18 protein-coding genes are annotated in these 20,906 nt (G+C 47.7%); 12 read left to right on the forward strand and 6 right to left on the reverse strand.

The window, feature by feature from the left end; genetic code table 11:
- Positions 1 to 366: 366 nt before the first annotated feature.
- Positions 367 to 1,080 carry a response regulator gene (locus CHA6605_RS13095; RefSeq protein WP_015159922.1) on the forward strand — a complete coding sequence of 238 codons (714 nt, stop codon included), beginning with the start codon at positions 367 to 369 and terminating at the stop codon, positions 1,078 to 1,080.
- A gap of 220 nt (positions 1,081 to 1,300) precedes the next feature.
- On the opposite strand, the gene CHA6605_RS13100 is transcribed toward CHA6605_RS13095, so the two are convergent.
- The 3 genes from CHA6605_RS13100 to CHA6605_RS13110 form a co-directional block, all read right to left on the reverse strand.
- Positions 1,301 to 2,287, reverse strand: coding sequence for a YegS/Rv2252/BmrU family lipid kinase (locus CHA6605_RS13100; protein WP_015159923.1), 987 nt, complete (start codon positions 2,285 to 2,287; stop codon positions 1,301 to 1,303).
- A 4-nt stretch (positions 2,288 to 2,291) separates the two neighbouring features.
- Positions 2,292 to 2,858, reverse strand: coding sequence for a DUF1003 domain-containing protein (locus CHA6605_RS13105; RefSeq protein ID WP_198288489.1), 567 nt, complete (start codon positions 2,856 to 2,858; stop codon positions 2,292 to 2,294).
- 1,280 nt (positions 2,859 to 4,138) lie between these two features.
- On the reverse strand, positions 4,139 to 5,614 hold the full coding sequence (locus CHA6605_RS13110) for an alpha-amylase (protein WP_015159925.1): 1,476 nt from the start codon (positions 5,612 to 5,614) through the stop codon (positions 4,139 to 4,141).
- Positions 5,615 to 6,052: 438 nt separating this feature from the next.
- Here CHA6605_RS13110 and CHA6605_RS13120 point away from each other — a divergent pair, with 438 nt between their 5' ends.
- Together CHA6605_RS13120 and CHA6605_RS31610 are read left to right on the forward strand one after the other, a co-directional pair.
- Positions 6,053 to 6,397 carry a hypothetical protein gene (locus tag CHA6605_RS13120; RefSeq protein ID WP_015159926.1) on the forward strand — a complete coding sequence of 115 codons (345 nt, stop codon included), beginning with the start codon at positions 6,053 to 6,055 and terminating at the stop codon, positions 6,395 to 6,397.
- Between the two features lie 257 nt (positions 6,398 to 6,654).
- Positions 6,655 to 8,205, forward strand: coding sequence for an S-layer homology domain-containing protein (locus CHA6605_RS31610; protein ID WP_015159927.1), 1,551 nt, complete (start codon positions 6,655 to 6,657; stop codon positions 8,203 to 8,205).
- On the opposite strand, the gene CHA6605_RS34130 is transcribed toward CHA6605_RS31610, so the two are convergent.
- Complete coding sequence (locus CHA6605_RS34130) at positions 8,107 to 8,619, reverse strand: hypothetical protein (protein WP_015159928.1); 513 nt, start codon at positions 8,617 to 8,619, stop codon at positions 8,107 to 8,109. The genes CHA6605_RS31610 and CHA6605_RS34130 overlap by 99 nt on opposite strands.
- A 12-nt stretch (positions 8,620 to 8,631) precedes the next feature.
- Here CHA6605_RS34130 and CHA6605_RS13130 point away from each other — a divergent pair, with 12 nt between their 5' ends.
- The 3 genes from CHA6605_RS13130 (at position 8,632) to CHA6605_RS13140 (ending at position 11,169) form a co-directional block, all read left to right on the forward strand.
- A complete protein-coding gene (locus CHA6605_RS13130) occupies positions 8,632 to 9,249 on the forward strand; it encodes a hypothetical protein (protein ID WP_015159929.1) in 618 nt (205 codons plus the stop codon).
- Between the two features lie 292 nt (positions 9,250 to 9,541).
- Positions 9,542 to 10,624, forward strand: a complete 1,083-nt coding sequence (locus CHA6605_RS13135) for a GNAT family N-acetyltransferase (RefSeq protein WP_015159930.1) — start codon at positions 9,542 to 9,544, stop codon at positions 10,622 to 10,624.
- 71 nt (positions 10,625 to 10,695) lie between these two features.
- The gene (locus tag CHA6605_RS13140; RefSeq protein ID WP_015159931.1) at positions 10,696 to 11,169 is read left to right on the forward strand and encodes a class I SAM-dependent methyltransferase; all 474 of its coding nucleotides are present in this window, start codon (positions 10,696 to 10,698) and stop codon (positions 11,167 to 11,169) included.
- A 13-nt stretch (positions 11,170 to 11,182) separates the two neighbouring features.
- On the opposite strand, the gene CHA6605_RS13145 is transcribed toward CHA6605_RS13140, so the two are convergent.
- Positions 11,183 to 12,415 carry an ISAs1 family transposase gene (locus CHA6605_RS13145; protein ID WP_015159932.1) on the reverse strand — a complete coding sequence of 411 codons (1,233 nt, stop codon included), beginning with the start codon at positions 12,413 to 12,415 and terminating at the stop codon, positions 11,183 to 11,185.
- A 139-nt stretch (positions 12,416 to 12,554) separates the two neighbouring features.
- Here CHA6605_RS13145 and CHA6605_RS13150 point away from each other — a divergent pair, with 139 nt between their 5' ends.
- From CHA6605_RS13150 to CHA6605_RS13170, 6 genes are all read left to right on the forward strand, one after another.
- Positions 12,555 to 12,845, forward strand: coding sequence for a hypothetical protein (locus CHA6605_RS13150; RefSeq protein ID WP_157259981.1), 291 nt, complete (start codon positions 12,555 to 12,557; stop codon positions 12,843 to 12,845).
- 156 nt (positions 12,846 to 13,001) lie between these two features.
- On the forward strand, positions 13,002 to 13,169 hold the full coding sequence (locus CHA6605_RS34135) for a hypothetical protein (protein WP_157259982.1): 168 nt from the start codon (positions 13,002 to 13,004) through the stop codon (positions 13,167 to 13,169).
- A 104-nt stretch (positions 13,170 to 13,273) separates the two neighbouring features.
- Complete coding sequence (locus CHA6605_RS13155; RefSeq protein ID WP_041548017.1) at positions 13,274 to 14,401, forward strand: DegT/DnrJ/EryC1/StrS family aminotransferase; 1,128 nt, start codon at positions 13,274 to 13,276, stop codon at positions 14,399 to 14,401.
- Positions 14,402 to 14,953: 552 nt separating this feature from the next.
- Entirely contained in the window at positions 14,954 to 16,759 is a 1,806-nt protein-coding gene (gene grpE / locus CHA6605_RS13160) for a nucleotide exchange factor GrpE (protein ID WP_015159935.1), read from the forward strand.
- A gap of 217 nt (positions 16,760 to 16,976) precedes the next feature.
- Complete coding sequence (locus CHA6605_RS13165) at positions 16,977 to 18,416, forward strand: BCD family MFS transporter (RefSeq protein ID WP_015159936.1); 1,440 nt, start codon at positions 16,977 to 16,979, stop codon at positions 18,414 to 18,416.
- A 61-nt stretch (positions 18,417 to 18,477) separates the two neighbouring features.
- Positions 18,478 to 18,663, forward strand: a complete 186-nt coding sequence (locus tag CHA6605_RS13170) for a hypothetical protein (protein WP_015159937.1) — start codon at positions 18,478 to 18,480, stop codon at positions 18,661 to 18,663.
- Positions 18,664 to 18,687: 24 nt separating this feature from the next.
- Here the strand turns inward: CHA6605_RS13170 and CHA6605_RS13175 are convergent, their stop codons facing one another.
- Entirely contained in the window at positions 18,688 to 20,904 is a 2,217-nt protein-coding gene (locus CHA6605_RS13175; RefSeq protein WP_015159938.1) for an O-linked N-acetylglucosamine transferase, SPINDLY family protein, read from the reverse strand.
- Positions 20,905 to 20,906 lie beyond the last annotated feature (2 nt).

The following is a 20,906-nucleotide window of genomic DNA, read 5'->3' on the forward strand; positions in this document are numbered from 1 at the left end:
CTCTTTTGACTCATTCCCCTTTCGACATCAAAAATCTATCTGTAGTTTCCGCTCTCCAAGTTGATGATAGCCGTAAATCTCTTTCTTGACTAGGGGATTTATTTGGTAGATCTGGTTCGGGATTGCGCTATTTTTCGACCTGACGCTCTTCGTTACAATGTATTTGATTGCCATAAATCTAAGCATTCTCATGTGGCAGCGATATAAACCTACTACCTACTACAGTACCGCATCGTTGCAAATCGAAAAGTTACTCTAAATGCAGACAGACTTCAGATCCGAGTAGAACCCATCAAGGTCTATATTGTGTAGTTGACGCTAGACTAATAACTATGCTTTTCTTCAATTTATTCACAGGTGGTTTTTATGAGCGATATTCGTGTAGTCCTAATTGAAGATCACGATGTGGTGCGAATTGGGTTGCGGACAGTCTTACAGATTCAAGAAGGAGTTGAAGTTGTTGGCGAAGCTACCAATGGCCAACAAGGATTGAATTTGTTGCAAACAACAGATGTGGATGTAGCCCTAGTAGATATTGGTTTGCCCGTGATGGATGGCATCGAGTTGGTACAGCAGTTTCGGAAATTCCAGCAAGAGCACCCAGAAGTTAAAACTAAGGCAATCATGCTGACGATGCTTAGTAATGAAGATACAGTCTTGGCTGCGTTTGCGGCTGGAGCGGACTCTTATTGCATTAAAGATGTCGGCATCGAGTCACTGATCGAGGCTATTCGGATGACACATGCAGGTAATGCCTGGATCGATCCAGCGATCGCGAGTATTGTATTGCGTCAGATGCGACAGAGTATACCAAAACCTGCAACTCAAAAGCAAACAGTCGAGATTCGATCGGTCGAACCAGAATACGAGCAGGTACTAGCATCAGATCCGGTAACGGAGCGCGAGCGTGAAGTCTTGGAATTAATGGTGGCGGGTTGTACGAATGTGGTAATCGCCGAGCGGTTATTTATTACCGTCGGTACAGTCAAAACCCACGTTCGGAATATTTTAGCCAAGATGTGTGCCGATGACCGCACGGAGGCTGCGGTTAGGGCGTTGCGATCGGGAATTATTAATTAGGGGATAGGCTTTAGGCTTTAGGCTTTAGGCTTTAGGCTTTAGGCTTTAGGCTTTAGGCTTTAGGCTTTAGGCTTTAGGCTTTAGGCTTTAGGCTTTAGGCTTTAGGAGTTAGGCTTTAGGGGTTGGGCTTTAGGGTTTAGGATGTAGGGGGTAGAGGGTAGAAGTTTAACAGAATTGGAACCCATTACCCATTACCCATTACCCATTACCCATTACCCATCTAACCCTTATCCTCGATCGTCAAATTAGGCAACCCCTCTAACTTTTCAGTCGGTTGGACTTCTTCGATTTTGGGGGCGAAGACGGTGAGTCCGTTGGGGATGCACTCGACTTCTAGTGGGGTAGTGCCGATGACTTCGCCATCGAGGACTACTTTTTGGGGTGGGGTGGTGGTGACTGTAAATTTTTTCGATCGAACGAAGCCGACGTCTTCGCGTTGGGAGGCTTCGCCGCGTAAGGTGGAGCTGAGCAAATCGTAAGAGGTGGCGATCGCGCCTAGGGCGGTCTTAGAGGTGACGATCGTCAAATCGAGGAGTCCATCGTCGAAGACTACTTCTGCGCCTCCTTGAGCCAAAATTGACGTCGCTGGAGCGGCATTTGCGATCGTGATCGCCGATGCCAAGACGGTGATGATTTTATCGTCTGTTTCGATTTTGGCTTCAAACTGTTCGAGGTTGCGGAGTTGGCTGAGTCCCGCCAGGACATATGCCATCATCCCCAAGCGATTTTTGGATTCGCGATCGGCCAAATTTACCGTCTCAGCTTCAAAGCCGATGCCAGCGAGTAGCACCATCGGCAAGCCATTACACCGCGCCATATCTACGACTTTGGTGCCCCCTGCTAAGATCGACTCGCAGGCTTCGGGGATACTAGTAGGCAGATCCAAAGCATTGGCAAAGGCGTTGGCAGTACCGCGCGAAATAATCCCCAATGGGATACTGCTACCAATTAGGGCTGCGGCTACCGCCGAGAGGGTGCCATCGCCACCAGAAGCAATTATCGACTCGGCACCACGTTCGATCGCGGCTTTGGCGAGTTCGCCAGGTTCGCAGTCTGCTGTCGTGACGACTACTTCGATTTCGATCCCTTCTACCGGATTAGCTTCATCGGCGCAACCGCTGAGAATCGTCAAAATCGTCTCTAGATCGACATCGGGATCGCCTTGTCCGGCAACTGGATTAAAAATGAGACAGGCTTTAAGTTTCATGAGATTATTCCTCTAAATCTGTAGTTGGTGATGGTTCAGAAATTTTTTGAATGACTTCCAAAATTACCTGCGGATCGGTGGCTTGTTTCATCAATTCGGCTTCTTCATCGTTCCGATTTTTGACATTAGGTAAATCGATCCGCAATTCTTCAACTAAGGAAATCAATTTGGCAATTTTTTGCTCGGTAATCAGGTTGAGTTGCAGCATCAATTGAGTGCGATCTTCATTGAGCTTTTCTTGGCGATTTTCATAGACTAGTACTCCGGTGGATATTAGCAATGAAGCTAAGTCTAACCATTGTTCGCGCAGACTAAATTCGGGAAAATTTGCAGGTAAAATATGCATTTCTACCAAATAACCGCAGAATTCCCACACCAGAAAAAAGACGATTTGAAAGTACAAAAATTCGGCGGTGCCAAAAACACTGACGATTTTTTCTAAACTACGTTGAGCCTTAGTCGATCGTGCTTGGTACTGCTCTTGGTGCTCGGCGATCGTTTCGATATTTTTGAGAATCTGCTCTGGGATCAGCGTATCGATATCTACATCACTTTGGGTAATCGACGTCACAATTTCGGGATTATCCCCCGAGGACGATCTACCCCCGATCGATCTAGTATCAATAATGATATTTTTAGAACTTTTTGTCATTGGGATTTTGGACTTTGGATTTTAGATTAGCTTTTATTATTGACTCCCTCTTTCCTGCTCCCAGCTTCCCACCCTAATTAGGATCGGATTTAATTTCTAATTCCTCACTCAATAGGTGGTTGGCATTTTTATGAATGACTGCCAAAATTGCTTGCGGATCGATCGCTTGTTGTATCTCTTCAGCCTCGGCGTCAGGGCAATTTTTGATATTAGGTAAATCGGTACGCAGTTGTTCTACTAAAGAAATTAACTTTCGTTTGTGATGGGTTTTCCCCCTTTAAATCTATTTGTTACCTACAGATTTTGTGGGACTGGTGCCTAGTTTCGACCTGCTGGTGATAGAGAACCCCTCGTAAACCGTCAGAAAACCCCTGTGGGGCATTCGTGACAAGTTAAGGCGCGATCGCAATTGTCAAGCACGTTTGGCGATCCTTCGATCGACCGTTACATCAGATATTCAGAGATCGAATACATTAGCACTATCAATCGAGTTTTTTGATATATAGTGAGACCGAACCAACAGCCACGCTATATATGGGTGTTGACATTCGATCGAAAACCTTAACTTGTCACAGATGCCTGTGGGGAGGCTACCGCGTACATATAATTCGGCTAGACTTCGTTTCTAGATCTAAATCCCCCCTAACCCCCCTTAAAAAGCTACCGTGTATACACAAGTCTGGAGGGAAGCGAAAACCCTAGAAATCCCCCTGTCTTGTCTCCCTAATCCGTCGGGGAACCCGACGTTGGCGCAGCCACTCCAAAGGAGTTACGGGAGCCGCTAAATCCCCCTTTTCAAGGGGGACTTTGACCGGATCTTAGCCCCTTTTTAAGGGGGTTTGGGGGATTTAGATCTAGAAACGAAGTCAATCAGACTTGTGTATACACGGTAGCCTTAAAAAGGGGGGAACCAGATGCGGAAGTCCCCCTGCTTGGTACGCTCCCATGGTCGGGTTTCCCGACCGGAGCGAATCCGCTTTTTAAGGGGGATTTAGCGGATGCAACCACGCGGAGAGTGGAGGAGCATGTGTTGCACCAAGCAGGGGGATTCACACCAATTTCGCTTCTCACCAGAGATGTGTGTACACGGTAGCCTGGGAGGGGTGCCCGTAGGGCTGCTAGTCGGGTGACCCGCCTAGTGGAGTGGGTAGATCTCCACAGTAACTCAAGTAACTTCTGCCCTCTGCCCTCTGCCTGAGTTATTGTTTGACCCAAACCGAGACAGATCCGCCATTACAGCGAAACTCAGCCCAGCCATCATCATTGGTGGTAATTGGCTCCTTAACATGTTCGGTAATATCAACGTAGGTAGTATTAGGCTGACCGATTTCCATCCATTTGCCGCCACCCGATCCATTTGTGAGGACTACAGCCATGCCGCCGGGATGCTCGTCATCGCCCAATCTCGTCCACCCGATGGTACTGGGATGGTCAAAATAGTCGTATTGTGCGCCGTAGGCATAGTTTTGGCGGGCGTAGAGGAATTTGTCGATTAAGAACCGATGACAGTCCATCCAGATTTCATACTCGTTGCCGTCTTTGCCATAATCTTTGTAGTTCGCGCCATAGTAGTCGCCATAAAAGATGCAGGGGTATCCGGCTTCGCGGAGTAAGATCAATGCGTAAGCCAGCGGTTTGAACCATGGCTCGACGATCGATTCGAGAGACTGGAGCGGTTGCGAATCGTGATTTTCGACTAGGGTGACAGCGAGTGTCGGCTGTTGCTGTACCAACGAGTTGTCAAAAATTTTGGTCAGATCGTAGTTTTCACCAGCTTGGCTGGCTACATGGAAGTTGTAGTGGAGTGGGGCGTCGAATAAATGAACGGTTCCGTCGGTAGTTTCGATAAAGTGATGCAGCGCATCGACTTCATAAGACCAATATTCACCAACTGCAAACAAATCGCGCTTGGCGTATTGCCGGACATGTTGGAGCCATTCTTGAAAGAACTCAGCCGAGACGTGTTTGACAGCATCAAACCTAAAGCCATCGATGTCGGTAGTGTCATAACACCATTCGCCCCAATATTTGAGTTCGCCGACGACTTCGGGATTCTCCATATCGAGATCGCAACCCATTAGATAGTCAAAGTTACCCTTCTCTTTATCGACATTTTCTTCAAACGACTTGCCTTTGAGCAGATAAACTGCCGATTCGCCCTCATTGTAGGCGTTGTAGTCGATCGCGTCAAAATGCCACCAGTGCCACTCCATGGTTGAATGTTTACCTTGGCGTCCGGGGAAGGTAAAATGCGTCCAAGCTTTGATGGTTTGATATTCACCAATGGGAGCGTGACGATCTTCCATGTTAAACGGCGTCGCTTCGACTTCTTCGGCTTCATCTGCGCCCATTTTGTGATTGAACACCACATCGGCATAGACTCGAATTCCTGCGGCTTTAGCAGCTTTGATGGCGTTGACGTACTCTTCTTTGGTACCGTATTTCGTCCGCACCGAGCCTTTTTGGTCGAACTCGCCCAGATCGAACAAGTCGTAGACACCGTAGCCGACATCCATACCGCCGCCAGTGCCTTTATAAGCAGGCGGTAACCAGAGAGAAGTGATGCCTGCCTCCGCTAGTTCTTGAGATTTCGCTGCCACCTGATTCCACAGGCTACCGTCATCTGGGTTGTACCAGTGAAAGTATTGCATCATTACACCGTTAGGGTCAGACATATATTATTGAGTCGATCGAGAGGTTAATAAGCGACAACCGTAAAATTATTGTCGCTCCTAATTTTCTCTTTACGGCTATAGGCTTGTCTATCGGGCATTCGGGGCATCTGTATCGAGCATCGTTCCCCAATTTAGTCTATCTTTTGCAGGATAAAATCTGCAATTTAAATCTATCTAAAGAGGGAGAGTATTTTCGACTCGATCGTTATCGAACATCGAAAATGGGCGCGCTCGATCGATTCGCTACTATTTTCGGGTGGCACCTGACTCGATCTCTGGAGATTCGATGGCGATCGAATAACTTTTCCCTCACCACTGTTCGACCGATAGAAAGAGTGGTTTGTGATAAACATTGGAAAAATAATACTTCGATCGAACGATTGTTTTTAAAATCTTTACTGTTACAAATAGAGTGTACGCACTTAACCAAATAATAATATGAAACTCAGAGTTACTACTCTAGCTTCTGTTGTAAAACGTAGTTTTCAACAAGTCCTAATTGGCTTGCTGATGACCGTTTCGCTGTGGCAGGGAATCGGCGTAAGCATGGATAATGCTGTTGCTGCACCGATCGTCCTCGATAGTAAAGCTAGCATTATCGATCGAGTGATCAGAAAAGAAAAGGCAGAAGAACAAAAAATAGAAGAAGCCCTTAAAGATGGCAATCAACCTGTCAAACAAAGTTTAGACAAAGCTAAAGAGGTCATCGAGCAGGAAGCCGAACAACTTAAAGACGCTCCTCAAGACCTGGTTGAAAAGAGCAAAAGTCTCTTAGACAAGTAACTCTTTATCTAACCCACCTGGGCTAGACTTCAACATTACAGGCGGTTGAGATAGATAAATTAATGGTGTTGCCGTTCGCAGATACTTTCCTAACTACCAGGAAGATCTTCGCCTGTCTCCGATCTTACAATCGCGCAACACCAACTAAAGTATTTTCTCAGGGTGAGAGCCGAATTTAGTTCGGCTTATTTTCAAGTGTCGGCAGCGACTGTGACGATCGATAATTCCACTATTATGGGTAACTAAAATTTTCGACCATGAATTCCAAAAAACAATTTTCTTTCAAAAAAGCGATGCCTAAAATCAGCATTCGCAATCTTGCTGCTTCGATCGCTTTGATGAGTGCCACGATCGTTATAACTAATACTAGCTCGTCCGCTCAACCAAACGCGCCTACTGCCAAAGTGGCCCAAACTCAGCTCGCACAAGCGCGACTGAGCGACGTCTCTAGTAGCTGGGCCGAACCCTTTATTAGGGCACTAGCCGACAGAAATATTATCATCGGCTATCCAGACGGTACCTATCGCCCCGACCAACCGATTACTAGGGCAGAATTTGCCGCTTTACTCAATAAAGCCTTCGACCTCCAACCGATTCGGGGATCTCGTGCCTTTCGAGATGTACCCGCCAATTATTGGGCAGCTTCCGTCATCGACAGAGCCTATCGCGCAGGCTTCATCGCTGGCTACCCCAACAATACCTTCGGCCCCACCCGGAATATCCTCCGGATCGAATCGCTAGTAGCGTTCGTCAACGGTAGTCGCTTGCAACCCGACGGTAGTACTGCCAGTCGCGTAGACGAGCTATTTACAGATGCCGGACAGATCCCCAGCTACGGTCGCGACGCGATCGTCGCCGCCACCCAGAAATGCGTAGCAGTCAGCGTCTCCTATCCTACCAATAAAGCTTACGACCCCAATCGGATCGCTACGCGGGCAGATGTCGCTGCTACTCTCCATCAAATTCTCGTTGCCGCAGGCAGAATTCCCGCATTGGCCAGCGATAGTCCCGCCCAACAATATATCGTTAACTGCGCCACCGCACCAGTCGCCCTCAGCCCGCAAGAAATAATCAACCGGACGAGCATTGGTACCCCACCCGCGATCGTCGTCGGCAGCCAACGTAAGGCACCCAACGCTCCCGCAGGCGGCATCACCACCCCCACCGCCTTTGGCGCGAACTGGGGCGACATCTTTGTCGGTGCTGGCTACCAAAATAACCTGCCCGTCGCGATCGCCCCTAACGGCGGTACGAGCACCGTTTACGGTGGCGGTATCGGTGTGGGTAACGCACGTCAATTCGTCGGCGTAGAAGCCTCCTATACCTCGGCTGGTAACAGTTTGGCCGAACGCGGCGGGTTCAACTTCAAGCTCCACAAACAAATCGGCGAAAATCTGGCGATCGCAGGCGGCTGGGAAAACGCCATCCGCAATGGTTACAACGCCACCAACGATCCGGGTCAGACTTATTACGGCGTCGTCACGGGTATTTTACCGTTCGGCGAAACTAGCAACCTCACTGCTTCCGTCGGCGCGGGTAACGGTCGTTTCCGCACCTTCAACGATCTGACCCTCAATAATAGCAATCTCAATGTGTTTGGTAGTCTGGGCTTCCGCTTCTCCGAAAATCTGGCCGTAGCCGCCGATTACAACGGTCGCAACTTTAGCGTGGGCTTACCCATCAGCGTCCGACTCGGCGACTCCGTAGGTTTACAAGTCACTCCCGCTTTGCTCGATATCGCTGGTGACCAAAATAGCGGCCCCACCAGCCGCTTCGGCCTCGGCGGTGGCATCGGCATCAACTTCTAAACACCGGATCTCGATTGACATCTTTCGGTAATTGCGGAGATCTACCCACCCCGCCCGATGGGCACCCTTGTCTTGTCTTGTCTCGCTGCAAGGTTGCGCTTCCATGGTCGGGAAACCCGACCGGAGCGCATCCGCATAATCCGGGAGGTTCCCTCCCGGCGGAGAGCCGCTGACGCACACAACCTCCCGTTCGTTGGCGGAGCCTTCCCGAAGGGAGCTGCGTCGCTGTCTCGCTAAACCCTCGGCAAAGCCGAGGAGCGCGAGCCGCTCCCAGGAAGGGATTTTCCCCTCCACATATGGAAAAGAGTAAGCAGGTGGGACTTTACTTCCTCCTCTGATAAAGGGGAGGGTTGAGGTGAGGTAAAGATCTCCACAGTAACAACAACCACGATCGCGAATCGAAACTAAACCCAACCAATCGCATAAATGAATATCAAAAATATATCCCTAGCAACAATCTCCACCCTCGGACTGATGCTGCTTGCCAGCAATCCAGTACGCGCCCAAAGATTCGTAGATATTATTGGCAACCCCCCTTACGGCTCCGATCCCGTCAACGGAGTTGTCGGTAGCGGTGCCACCCCAGGTAGAACCACCAAAATTACCTTTGCCGAGGGCGTCCAAAGCCGCATCAATGCAGCCAGTGCCAACCTCACCGCCGCCAGCGTCAGCGGTACGCAAACAGTAGCAGGTAACTCGATCGAAGTCGATGCTGGTGCCGCTGCAACTGCCCTAGCCGTCATTAACGCGCCGCTTAACTCCAACCCCCCAGAACGAGATGCCCTCGTCGCCGCCCTCGGTGGTGGTATCCCCGCCCAGCAACTCGCCCAATCGATGGTGGGTCTTAGAAGCGGCGATGGCTCGATCGATCCGGTCATTCTCACGGCGGCGGTCAGTGCCTACAACAACTACATTACATCACTCACTCGCTCTGCCGCAGCGCAACAATCGACCTCTGGAATAGATGCTTACATTCGATCGCTACCCCCCGGCCAAAAAGCCGCACAAGCCATCTTAGGCAGTCTGCTAGCAGCCGCTCGTTAAATTACCAACCAAGATCGTCCCAGACAAATGACCTGCAAACATGTTTGCAGGTCATTTTTGTGTTGATGATGGTTTCACGGAAAATTAGGGCAAGCTAGGTAGAGATACACTGCATCATATCTTACAAAAATCACCAGTAAGAGCGAAACTCCAAACTAGTTGGTACGGGAAAACTAGCTTTGTAGTCACCACGCGTGCGCACAATCGCTCAATCTTGGTTGAATGTAGCATTTTTAACACGAAAAAATTAGGAAGCTGAAGTACGATCGTGAAAACATTTTCACTAAACTCGATGAATACTCAAGTTCTTTCGCCAACAGACTCAGCTTGGCAGGAATGCTTGAACGATCTCCCTCATGACTTTTATCATCTGCCTGGATACTTAGAATTAGAAGCCCAAAGGCATTGCGGTCATCCCGAAGCAATAATTATCAACGATGGAGAGCAAGTATTTTTTTTGCCTTACATCCTGCGCAATTGTCATCAGACGCTGGACATCGGTCGGCTCGGCGGCGAACCAATTTATGATGTCATCTCTCCCTATGGTTATCCAGGGATGTTGGTAAATCTAGCCGGACAAAATCAGACTTTTATCGATCGATGCTTGAAGGCTATTCACGAACGTTGGTACGAAAAAAATATCTGCTCGGCATTTCTAAGATTGCATCCAATTATTAATAGTTATATCGACCCGAAAACTTCTAATCCAGATCGATTTCTAATTTGCGAACGTGGGGATGTAGTCATTTGCGATCTCACTAATGACTACGAATTAATTTGGAAGCAGATGAGAGCGAATCATCGGACTAAAATTAATAAGCTTAGGCGGGCTGGATTTGTTGTCAGAATGGAATCAGTAGATAAATATTTAGATGTATTTATCGATATTTACATCGAAACAATGAGTCGAGTAAATGCACACACTGCTTATTTCTTCACACGCGACTATTTTGAAAAATTTTGCCAAGCATTAGACGATCGATTACAGATCTGCGTAGTCGAAATAGATGGCACAGTTGCTGCGGCTAGTCTAGTTACTGAATCTAGCGACATAGTTCAATATCACTTGGGCGGCACTAAAACCGAATTTTTACCCCAATCGCCGACAACTATGATGTTCGACTATATGATTAAATGGGGACAGCAGCGAGGTAATAAATACTTAAATCTAGGCGGTGGGCTGGGTAGCAGTAGTGATTCATTATTTCATTTCAAATCAGGCTTCTCCGATCGCGTTGGCACTTTTATGACCATGCAAAGCATTATCAATCAGAATCTCTATCATCATTTAACACAGTTGAGAGCTGAAGCTTTACAGAAAACAATCGCCGAATTTGAGAGCACATCTTTTTTCCCTGTCTATCGATCGTGTTAAGATCTGTATATATTAACACCTCATCACTTTTGAAACGATCCTAATATTCTAGGATCTTAGAATTTAGAAAAATGTCATCTTCAAGTACGACTAAAGATCTATACAGTGGCGTAGAATTTTCAACCTGGCTCGAACTAGAAAATCTAGATGCCCAAGAAGAATATCTGATTCAAAAATACCTCCAGCCAGAACTGAAGACAGTTGAAGCTGGTACCAATGGCGGTAGAATCTTATTAAAAATGCAAGAAATGGGCTTTACAAATCTATCTGGATTTGACTGTATTCCCGCACTAATCGATCGAGCCATCGAGCGCGACCCGCATCGAACTATCGATTTTCAAGTCGGAGATGCAATCGAATTAGCTTACGCCAATAATAGCTTCGAGCAAATTATTTACTTACAACAGATTATTTGCTTAATCGAAACTAGTACAGCTCGCCTCCAAGCACTCCAAGAATCCTATCGCATCCTCAAACCTGGCGGTACGGGCTTATTTTCCTTTCTCAATTTTGAGTCGCGGAGTTCGCAGCTTATCCACGGTTAGCGCATCTCAAAACCTATTGACAAGCGGATGTGCTTGGATGGGAAGTGGGAACAGCCGCAGATAAGACAGCAAGCATATAGCGGTCATTCATCGCGGTTCGCCGGGACTTTTGACGAATACTACGCCGAAAAGATGTCTCACGTTCTAAGGCATTAAGTGCAAGGCGACGTAACACGGCAAAATTCTGCGGACCGTGGAGAGAACGAATGCGAGATTTGTCCTCATCAAAGGTGACATCTAATGTCCAATGGACAGAATTCTCAATCCCCCAGTGCTGGCGAATCGCACTACCAATCCGGTTGGCATCGCTGAGAAGACTGGTTAGGTAAAATTGGACTTCATGAGTGGTCTTGTTCCAATACTGAGACTTGCGTACAACCATCACAACTGTTTGCAGTCCACTCCACTGGTCTTGTTGATACAGCAATGGTAGTTGTGAAACAGGGACAGTGTAAACTTTCCGGTTTTCAATCCGATGATGTCCTTTCTCCACCCGCTGACTAATACTGACATCTACGCCTTTAAACCCCTGTGATTGTGCTGTCTCAAACCAGCTTTTGACTTGTTGGTGTAGTGTTGGATGATTATCCTTAAGGCTTAACACATAATCGGCATTTGCTCCAGTAATCTTCGTCGCCATCGATTTCTGCGTGCCCATTGCATCGATAGTGATGATACAGCCTTGAATGTCTAGCAATTCTAATAATGCGGGAATCGCTGTGATTTCATTAGATTTAGCACTGACTTTTGTTTGTCCCAAGACCAATCGATGCTCACTCGCCCATGCACTCACCATGTGCAACGCTTTGACCCCAGATGCCCTGTCGTATGAACCTCTGTTGGTTTTACCATCAATGGCGACTACTTCCACTCCTAGTTGCTCAATTAGTGATTGCACCCACAGCCGAAAGCATTGCTCTAATTCTTTGGGATTGATTTTTTCAAATACTCTTCTAAATGTGTCGGCGCTGGGGATTCCGCCTGGTAGCTCTAGAAATGTACTTAACCACTCTTGCTTATTCACACCATACTCTTCCATATCCTCCCATCCTTTTGCTCCTGCGATTACTGCCAAGATGGCAATGGTGATAATGTCTTTGAGTAGATGTACTCTCGTCCTCTGGGTTCTGGGATCTTTAATATCTTGAAAGTATTGCCCAAACTTCTTTGTAATTTCTTGGCTGTCTAAATTCGTCGCTCCGACTGTTTCAGTTTTTTGCTTCTTCTTTTCTACTTGTGTCGGCATTACTTTCACTGTAATCGCTAGATGGACGCTCGTACCTACCCTAGCTCAGATCTTTCTCAAATAGAAGCCCTCAGCAGCAATCCCTTTGTCAATAGGGTTTGAGGTGCGCTAGCCGTGGCAGCTTATCTACTCCAGCTATTTGACGTATTTAAAACTCATTAGAAAATTGCGCGGCGACGATCGCTCGATCCAAGATCTGCCGTGGCTAAAATTAGGCGGTAAATTTAACCCCAACGCCATCTTCGATCGATCTCCCTATACCTATTGGTATCGAGTCACCGAAATTTGCAACCTCTTACGATCTGTAGGTTTTGAAATCGTCGCACTCGGCACCGAAAAACAGATTGAGGCCGACATGTTGGTAACTGACGAGCGAGAATTGACCGTACCAGAGCTGGCAGGAATGCTCTATATCGCAGTCAAAAAATAATCGTTACGCTTGGAATACCAATCGCCAATTACGACGTTATACGGATTGGATCTAAATTAATCTGGGTATAATTGAAACTAAGTTCTCAGTGGAGAGTAGATAGCTCTTAGCCATTATCTAGCGATCGATCGCACCGCCGCGCAGGGTAGTTAAAGTGTGACAAAAACTCTGGATCTCAAATCCGAAAGATGGGAACTTAAAGATAGTCAGATCTTCAATTTATTGGTAATGCAGATCGTCCATCTAACCGCAACCATTCAATCGGATCGTCCGATCGTTGGCAGAGTCTCTCCATTCGGAGCGGAACGCTACGCGTTGGCATAGCCTCGCCTCTGGCGAAACGGAGAAGCTCGACTCGACTAGCTACTATTTGCGATCTGGCCCGATCGACATCGCTCTCAATTTTTGTTTATTTATAATTTCTGGTAATGACAAAACCTATTTTGCTTTCAACTCCACACATGGGCGATCGCGAGCATCAATTCGTGACTGAAGCTTTTGAAACAAATTGGATTGCCCCCATCGGCCCTCATGTTGACGCCTTCGAGCGCGAGTTTTGCCAAACAGTAGGTTCTAGTCATGCAACTGCTGTCAGTTCGGGGACGGCAGCTCTACATTTAGCACTCAAGCTCGTCGGCGTAGATGCTGGCGATGAAGTATTTTGTTCGAGCCTGACATTTTCGGCAAGTGCCAATCCGATCGTTTATTTAGGTGCCAAACCCGTCTTCATCGATAGCGACAGGATCTCCTGGAACATGGACCCCCTCGTCCTGCAAGCGGCACTAGAGCAACGCGCCAGCATCGGTAAATTACCCAAAGCCGTCATTATCGTCCATCTCTACGGCCAAAGTGCCGATCTCGACCCGATTATCAAACTCTGCAAACAATACGGCGTAGCGACGATTGAAGACGCCGCAGAAGCCCTCGGAGCCACCTACAAAGGTCGCTCTCCCGGTACCTTTGGCGACGTCGGCATCTTCTCATTTAACGGCAATAAAATCATCACCACCTCCGGTGGTGGCATGTTAGTCTCCGAAGACGCCAGCATCACCTCCAAAGCCAAATTCCTCGCCACCCAAGCCCGCGATCCCGCGCCCCACTATCAGCACTCCGAAATCGGCTATAACTATCGGATGAGTAACGTCCTCGCCGGAATCGGACGCGGACAACTAATGGTATTGAGCGATCGTGTCGCCGCCCGCCGCCGCAACTGCGAAATCTACCAACAAGCCCTCGCACACCTCCCCGGCATCGAATTTATGCCCGAAGCCCCCTGGGGTAGTGCCACCCGCTGGCTGACATGCCTGACGATCGATCCTACCGCCTTCGGCATCGATCGCGAAACCGTCCGCCTCGCCCTCGCCGAACAACAAATCGAAGCCCGCCCCGTATGGAAACCCCTCCACCTTCAGCCTATCTTCGGCGACTGCGAACGCTTCGGCGGCGAAGTCGCCGAAGACCTCTTCGATCGCGGACTCTGCCTCCCCTCCGGCTCCAACCTCTCCGACGAAGACCTCAATTGCGTCATCGAAGCGATTTTAGGGAGTAGAGGGTAGTTGGGAGACGATGGGACGGGGAGAGGGGGAGAGGGGGAGAGGGGAGCAGTTATTAAAAAGCTATGCCCAGGGGAGGGTTTCGTGCCCAACTCATCCAACCAATCACCAACAAACCCCCCCTACCCGCAGTCGTAAAAAAATATGCCCAGGGGAAGGCTTTGTGCCCAACTCATCCAACAAATCGCCAACCAACCCTACCCCGCAGCCACAAAAAGCTATGCCCAGGGGAGGGCTTTGTGCCCAACCCACCCAACCAAGCACAAACCAAACCCGACCCCGCAGCCACCAAGTCAAACCGACCCAGACTACACTAGCACAAACAACCTACATACGCAGGGGAGTTTGAGGGGCGGCGTCCCGCCCCTCAACGGGGGGTCTGGGGGAAGCCTCCCCCAGATCCGGGTTCCACTAGCACCAGCAACAAAACACTAAGCACATATAATATCTACTCCCATTAACGATTACCCGTCAAAATGGCGGATGGCGATCGCCAAAAATAGCAAACATAATTGAGATCGAACAGCAACACCCCCAGCAATCGATCGATTAGTTATGAACCAGATTCAATCGACACCCACAGAAGATAATCCCATCATCAACCTAGTCGATCGAATCCTCGCCAAAGCGATCGAAGATCGAGCCTCGCACCTCTACTTTGAACCCCGCGATCGATCTCTCCAAATTAGAGTTCGCCACAATGGGCTACTGCAAACCGCACTGCAAAACATGCCCCACAACACGATCGCACCCACCATCGATCGCCTCAAAACCCTCGCCCAAATCCACCCAGAACGCACCGCCCCCCAAACAGGCACATTCGATCGCTCCAGTAAGATCGGTCGCGTCCAGATCGCCATTACCACCTTACCCACTCAATTTGGCGACACCATCACCGCCGAAATTACCCACATCCAACGCCCACAAATAGCCCTCCACCAACTCATTCCCGATCGCGAAGTCTTCGAGCCAATCTCCCGCATCATCCACAGCCATCGCGGACTGATCCTCATCGTTGGCGCACGAGACAGTAGCACATCTGCAATCGTCGATGCTAGCCTCGCCGAACTCCAACAATCCGATCGCAAGATTTATACAATCGATCGTCAATTAACAGCCGACATCCCTGGGATCGATCGCATCCTCCTCCCCACCGCAGCCGACCCCCACACCATCGCCCACACCATCGACACCTGCCTGCACCAACAACCCGACATCCTCGCCATCGGCGCGCTCGATAGCCTCCCTGTCGCCCAATCCGCATTCCAAGCCGTCGCGCGCGGTTGCCTCGTCTTCGCCACCATTTCTGCCGCCACCGCTGGAGACGCGATCGCTAACCTCATCGCTCTGGGCGTTCCCGCAGCGCAGCTCTACACCGCCACCATCGGCATCATTACCCAAAAATCGTTAAAACAGCTCTGCAAAGATTGTCGCTTGCCAGAAGAGCTAGATCGCCTCAAATTAGCCCAACTCGGCAATACAATTCTCAGCTTGACCGATCGGAGTTGCTATTATCGTGCCAATACTCTCGAACCCAGTGCAGTCGAGCGCGCCAAGCAAGTGGGTAAATTGTGCTCTCAATGTCAGGGAGCTGGCTATCGGGGCGAGATTGGGATCTATGAAGTACTGACGATCGTCGATCGACTCAAACCCACTATTCTCCTCGGCGATGCCGAATCGATCGATCTCGCCGCCCAAGAAACTGGGATGCGATCGTTTCTCGATCTAGCGATCGACCTATTTCGCCAGGGCAAGATCGGCTTTGGGGAAGTGCAGCGGTGCGCGCCACCCAAAACCTTACTACAAAATCAATTAGCCAATGCCCAAACATACCCAGATGCCGAGGCGATCGAGATCGATAATTCCGAAAGTTTAGCAGCAGCTTTATACTGGAAACAACAAGCCCTCAAAGCCAAATCTGAGTGCGAACAATTATTAGCCGAACTCGAACATTACCAGCAAGAAACAGACGAATTCGAGCAGCGCATCAAACAAAGTCGATCGCAAGTAGAACAGGGCACTCGCGCAGAAATTGCCCTACAGTTATTATCGATATTCGATGTCATCGAACTCGCCCGGACTTCGATTAAACCACAAACCGATCGGGAAGCCGCCATCCAAAAAGGCTACTCAATGTTAGAAAATAAAATGCTATCGAGTATTAAAGAAATCGGCGTCCGCGTTACCGAAAGTAAAGGTCGTAAATTTGAAGCTCATCTGCATGAAGTCGTCCGAGAAGTCATTACTCACGAACATCCAGCAGGCACAGTAATCGATGAATTGAAGCGCGGTTACACACTTGGCGATCGCGTATTGCGGTTGGCGCAAGTTAATGTAGCCGTGGCATCTAACTATAACTAATCGCTATTGCCGATCTTAATCGCAACCGATATCTCCAACTTCTGTCAGAAGTCGGGGATAGATCTCAGACATGATATGTGCCCAAGAAATTAGAACTCGACATCAGGGCAACTAGTCAAGCCATGGAACATAAATTTTTATAAACTGAAGATTGGTCGCAATCGAAAATCTGGTTTACATTAGACACACTTAGATCTATTATTTTAAACTTAACTTTATGACTACTGGCGACTTATCTAGACCAGAATTGAATCGAAGTTATAGTTACGATCGAGCGCGCCCCAAAGTCAGATTACTGACGATGATTCGTCTGGGATTCTTTCAGATGGGTTTGGGGATGATGTCTGTGATGGTATTTGGCGTACTCAATCGGGTGCTAATTAGAGAATTAGCCGTACCGAGTACGATCGCCACGGTGATTCTAGCTCTAACATTGTTTGTCGCTCCAGCGAGAATTATTTTCGGACAACTCTCCGATACCAAACCATTATTCGGTTATTATCGAACTGGCTATATTTGGCTGGGAGCGGCTGGATTAGTCACCAATGCTTGGATTGCCGTGCAGGTAATGTGGCAACTGGGGGCGAGTCTCAAGGCTGTCGGCTGGGCGTTACCAACTTATGGCTGGGCGGGGTTATTAGGATTCATATTTGCCCTCTATGGTCTATCTGTGAGCCTGTGCTCTACACCATTTGCCACACTGCTCGTCGATATCACCGACGAAGACGATCGATCGCGACTCGTCGCTGTAGACTGGTCGATGTTAATCGGTGGTACGATCGTCGGCGCGATTACGATCGGCGTATTACTCAAATCCTTAGAAATTAATGCCACGATCGCGCAAGTTCAAACCCAGATCGATCGCTTGTTTATCATTATCCCCGCGATCGTCGTCCTCTTGACTTTTTTCGCTACTTGGGGCGTCGAACGTAAATATTCGCGCTTTGCCAGTCGGGTAGAAAAACCGATCGAAGGCTCTCATTTATCGCTAGGACGCGCTTTAGGTATCCTCACTGCCAGCCGCCAAACTCAGGTATTTTTTACCTTCCTCGTCGTCATGACGATGGGATTATTCATTCAAGATCCGATCCTCGAAACTTATGGCGGTGACGTCTTCGCGCTCCCCGTTGGCAAAACAGCTACGCTAAACGCTTTTTGGGGTACAGGCACATTACTCGGCTTAACTGCCGCCGGATTTTGGTTCGTGCCGAAAATGGGCAAGCAAAAGACAGCGCGATTGGGGTGTATGTTAGTTGCTGCGTCGATGCTGTGGGTAATTGTCTCTGGTTTTACTCATAATCCAGTATTTCTACAACTGGCTCTATTATTATTTGGGATCTGTTCCGGATTGGTTACCACCGGGGCAATTACACTAATGTTAGATCTCACAGTCCCAGAGACAGCAGGCACATTCATCGGTGCTTGGGGCTTATCGCAAGCATTAGCCAAAGGGTTTGCGACAATTTTTGGGGGTGCAGCTTTAGATATTGGCAAGTCACTGTTTACAGATATCGTCTTGGCCTATGGCTTTGTATTTTGCCTCCAAGCTCTAGCCATGATTATCGCCGTCAAGCTACTCGACAGAGTAAATGTCCGCGAATTTCAAACCTCAGCCAAAGATGCCGTCAAAGCAGTAATTGCCGCTGAAGTAGATTAGCTTCGTCAGATCCGCTATGGTTGAACTAGTACCATAGCGTATCCTCCCAGCCTCTAATTTTATGACATCGCCCATCGATCCCGATCTCCCAACTACTTCCCAGGATCGGCAGGACTCGGTTAGCAATCGGGATGAGAACCGCACCGAACCCCAACCAGCAGAGCCAATCCTCTGTCCTCATTGCCTGCGAACTGCTAGTAATGGCATCAAATGTAAGGGTATCTGTGTATCTGACAGCGATTATTGATACTTGCTATCTATTGTCAATGCGCTAGTTTTGCGAGTAATCTTCGATCTGTCGATCTTGCTGCTGCGATTGATATTTCGCCCACATGTCTCGATAAGCTTGCTCCATATCTAGCGTAAATTGTTTGGCATTCCAGACAGGCGCAGTAGTGCGTCCGACGCGTAACTTTTCGCGGATTTCCAATCTTAACTCACGATCGAGTCCCAATTTTATCCCCCACTCGACATATTCCTCCGCATTCCAAGCAATACCTTCCTCAATCCCCGCATTGAGCATGAAAGTATAACTATTGCGAGCGATAAATTGCTGACCTACACGAGTAACGAGTGGAATGCCCATCCACAGAATTTCTAAAGTGGTGGTAGCCCCATTATAGGGGTAAGTATCGAGAGCGACATCTGCGATTCCTAAATTAGCGCGGTGAGTATATTCGTCAGGAACGTTACCTAAAAATCTCAGGCGATCGAATTCTACGCCTTCTTCGGCAGCGATTTTACCAAAAAATTCGCGAATGATATCAGGATCGGTATCGCCTTTAATCAGGAAATAACTGTTCGGTACAGATTTTAAGATCCTTAGCTGCAATCTTACCGTATCGGGATGACGTTTGTGACCGACTTGTCCGCTCCAATAAATTATGGCATCATCGGGAATATTTAAGTCCCTGCGTTTTAAAGTTGGCGTGCCTATTTCAAAACCCTTAACTGCTAAGTAACTATGGGGCAATCGCCAAATTTTCTCCTGATAATATTCTTGTGCATTGTCTGGTAGCACATAATTATCCGCAATAAAATAATCGACAGTCGGCAAGCCAGTAGCATCCCAACCCAACCAACTTACTTGAACTGGTGCAGGCTTGGCAGCTAGAATTCTTGTTGTCAAACTTAATGTCAGACTATCGAGATCGATGAGAATATCAATCTCATCCGCTTTAATTTGAGCTATAATTTCATCAGGCTTATCGCTAAAGCAATACGAAACATGCGATGTCTTTCTAAACCACTGCTGATAGAACGAGTCATCAGGGTCTTGATTGATACCATAAGTAAAAATTTGAAAATTCTGTCGATCGTGATACTGAAATAGCCACCGACACAACCACCCAACTGAATGACTTCTAAAAGTAGAGGCTAGATAGCCAATCCTGATAACTCCTGTTTCTTTTTTCAGCTCGACTGGCTCCGCTGCACTACTTATTATTTGTGGTTGCGAGGGTACATGCTTGCTAGCAATTTTATTTTGGAGCTGCCGGAAATGTTCTGGTCGATCGGCAATACATGCTAAAAATACTGAAGCCACCATCAAGAGGTTGTCATTATTTATCGATAAATCTAAATTTTCTTGAGCTGCAAGTTCTTCAAGCAGTTGGTAATATCTTGTTAACAGCGCGTCAGCATTCAACCAGTTCCCAGAACTTAACATTGCTCTGATGATATGATTGTTAGTAACTATTTTATCGCGTATATTTTGACAATATTCGTAAGCTGTGTTACCGATTTCGATTGCTGTCTGATATTGACGGGAGTTACAATACAATCTGGACTGAGTGTTAAGAATATTAATATTTTTTGGAGCATATTCTAGGCAGACATCTAATATTTCTATCAAAAATGAATCGCCATGCAAATGACGATCTAATCTTAAAACTGTGTTGACAATAGTGACAATCGCATCATCTTGACAATCCGAACGAAGAGATAAGCATTGACGAACTAATTGAGATACTAAGGGTGAAGAGAATGATAATATTACATCGAGCAAACTTATTAAAATCGAGCGATCGATATTAGGTTCTACTGAGTTAGCTAATATTTCCTCTGCTTGCAGCTCGGTCAAGAGTTCTGGAGTAAATCTCTCGGTTTTAATTTCTAGTAATACCGCTCGCAGTAAGTTATTAACATGTGCAAAGTTGATTTCCCGTAAATACTGACATATCAGCCAAGCATCATCGAGACAATTTTCTGATAATTTCTCACTAGCAACTCGATCGAGCAAGGTACAAAGTTCATTATTTAGAGTTTCTGCTGCTATGTCATCAGCACTCTCAAACGGAACGAACCAAGTAGCTTGAGCATCAACTTCGCGCTGCTGAAGTAAATAAGCTAGTCCCAAATGCCAATAATTGTGGCTAGATTCGTCGCCTCGATCGATTATCGCCTCATAATACTCGATCGTGCGTTCTAGAGAGTCTCGATCGAATGGTCGATCTGGGAGTGTTGGTTGTAGATGTAGAGCCTGCATGA

This window comes from Chamaesiphon minutus PCC 6605, from assembly GCF_000317145.1.
Lineage (GTDB): Bacteria > Cyanobacteriota > Cyanobacteriia > Cyanobacteriales > Chamaesiphonaceae > Chamaesiphon > Chamaesiphon minutus.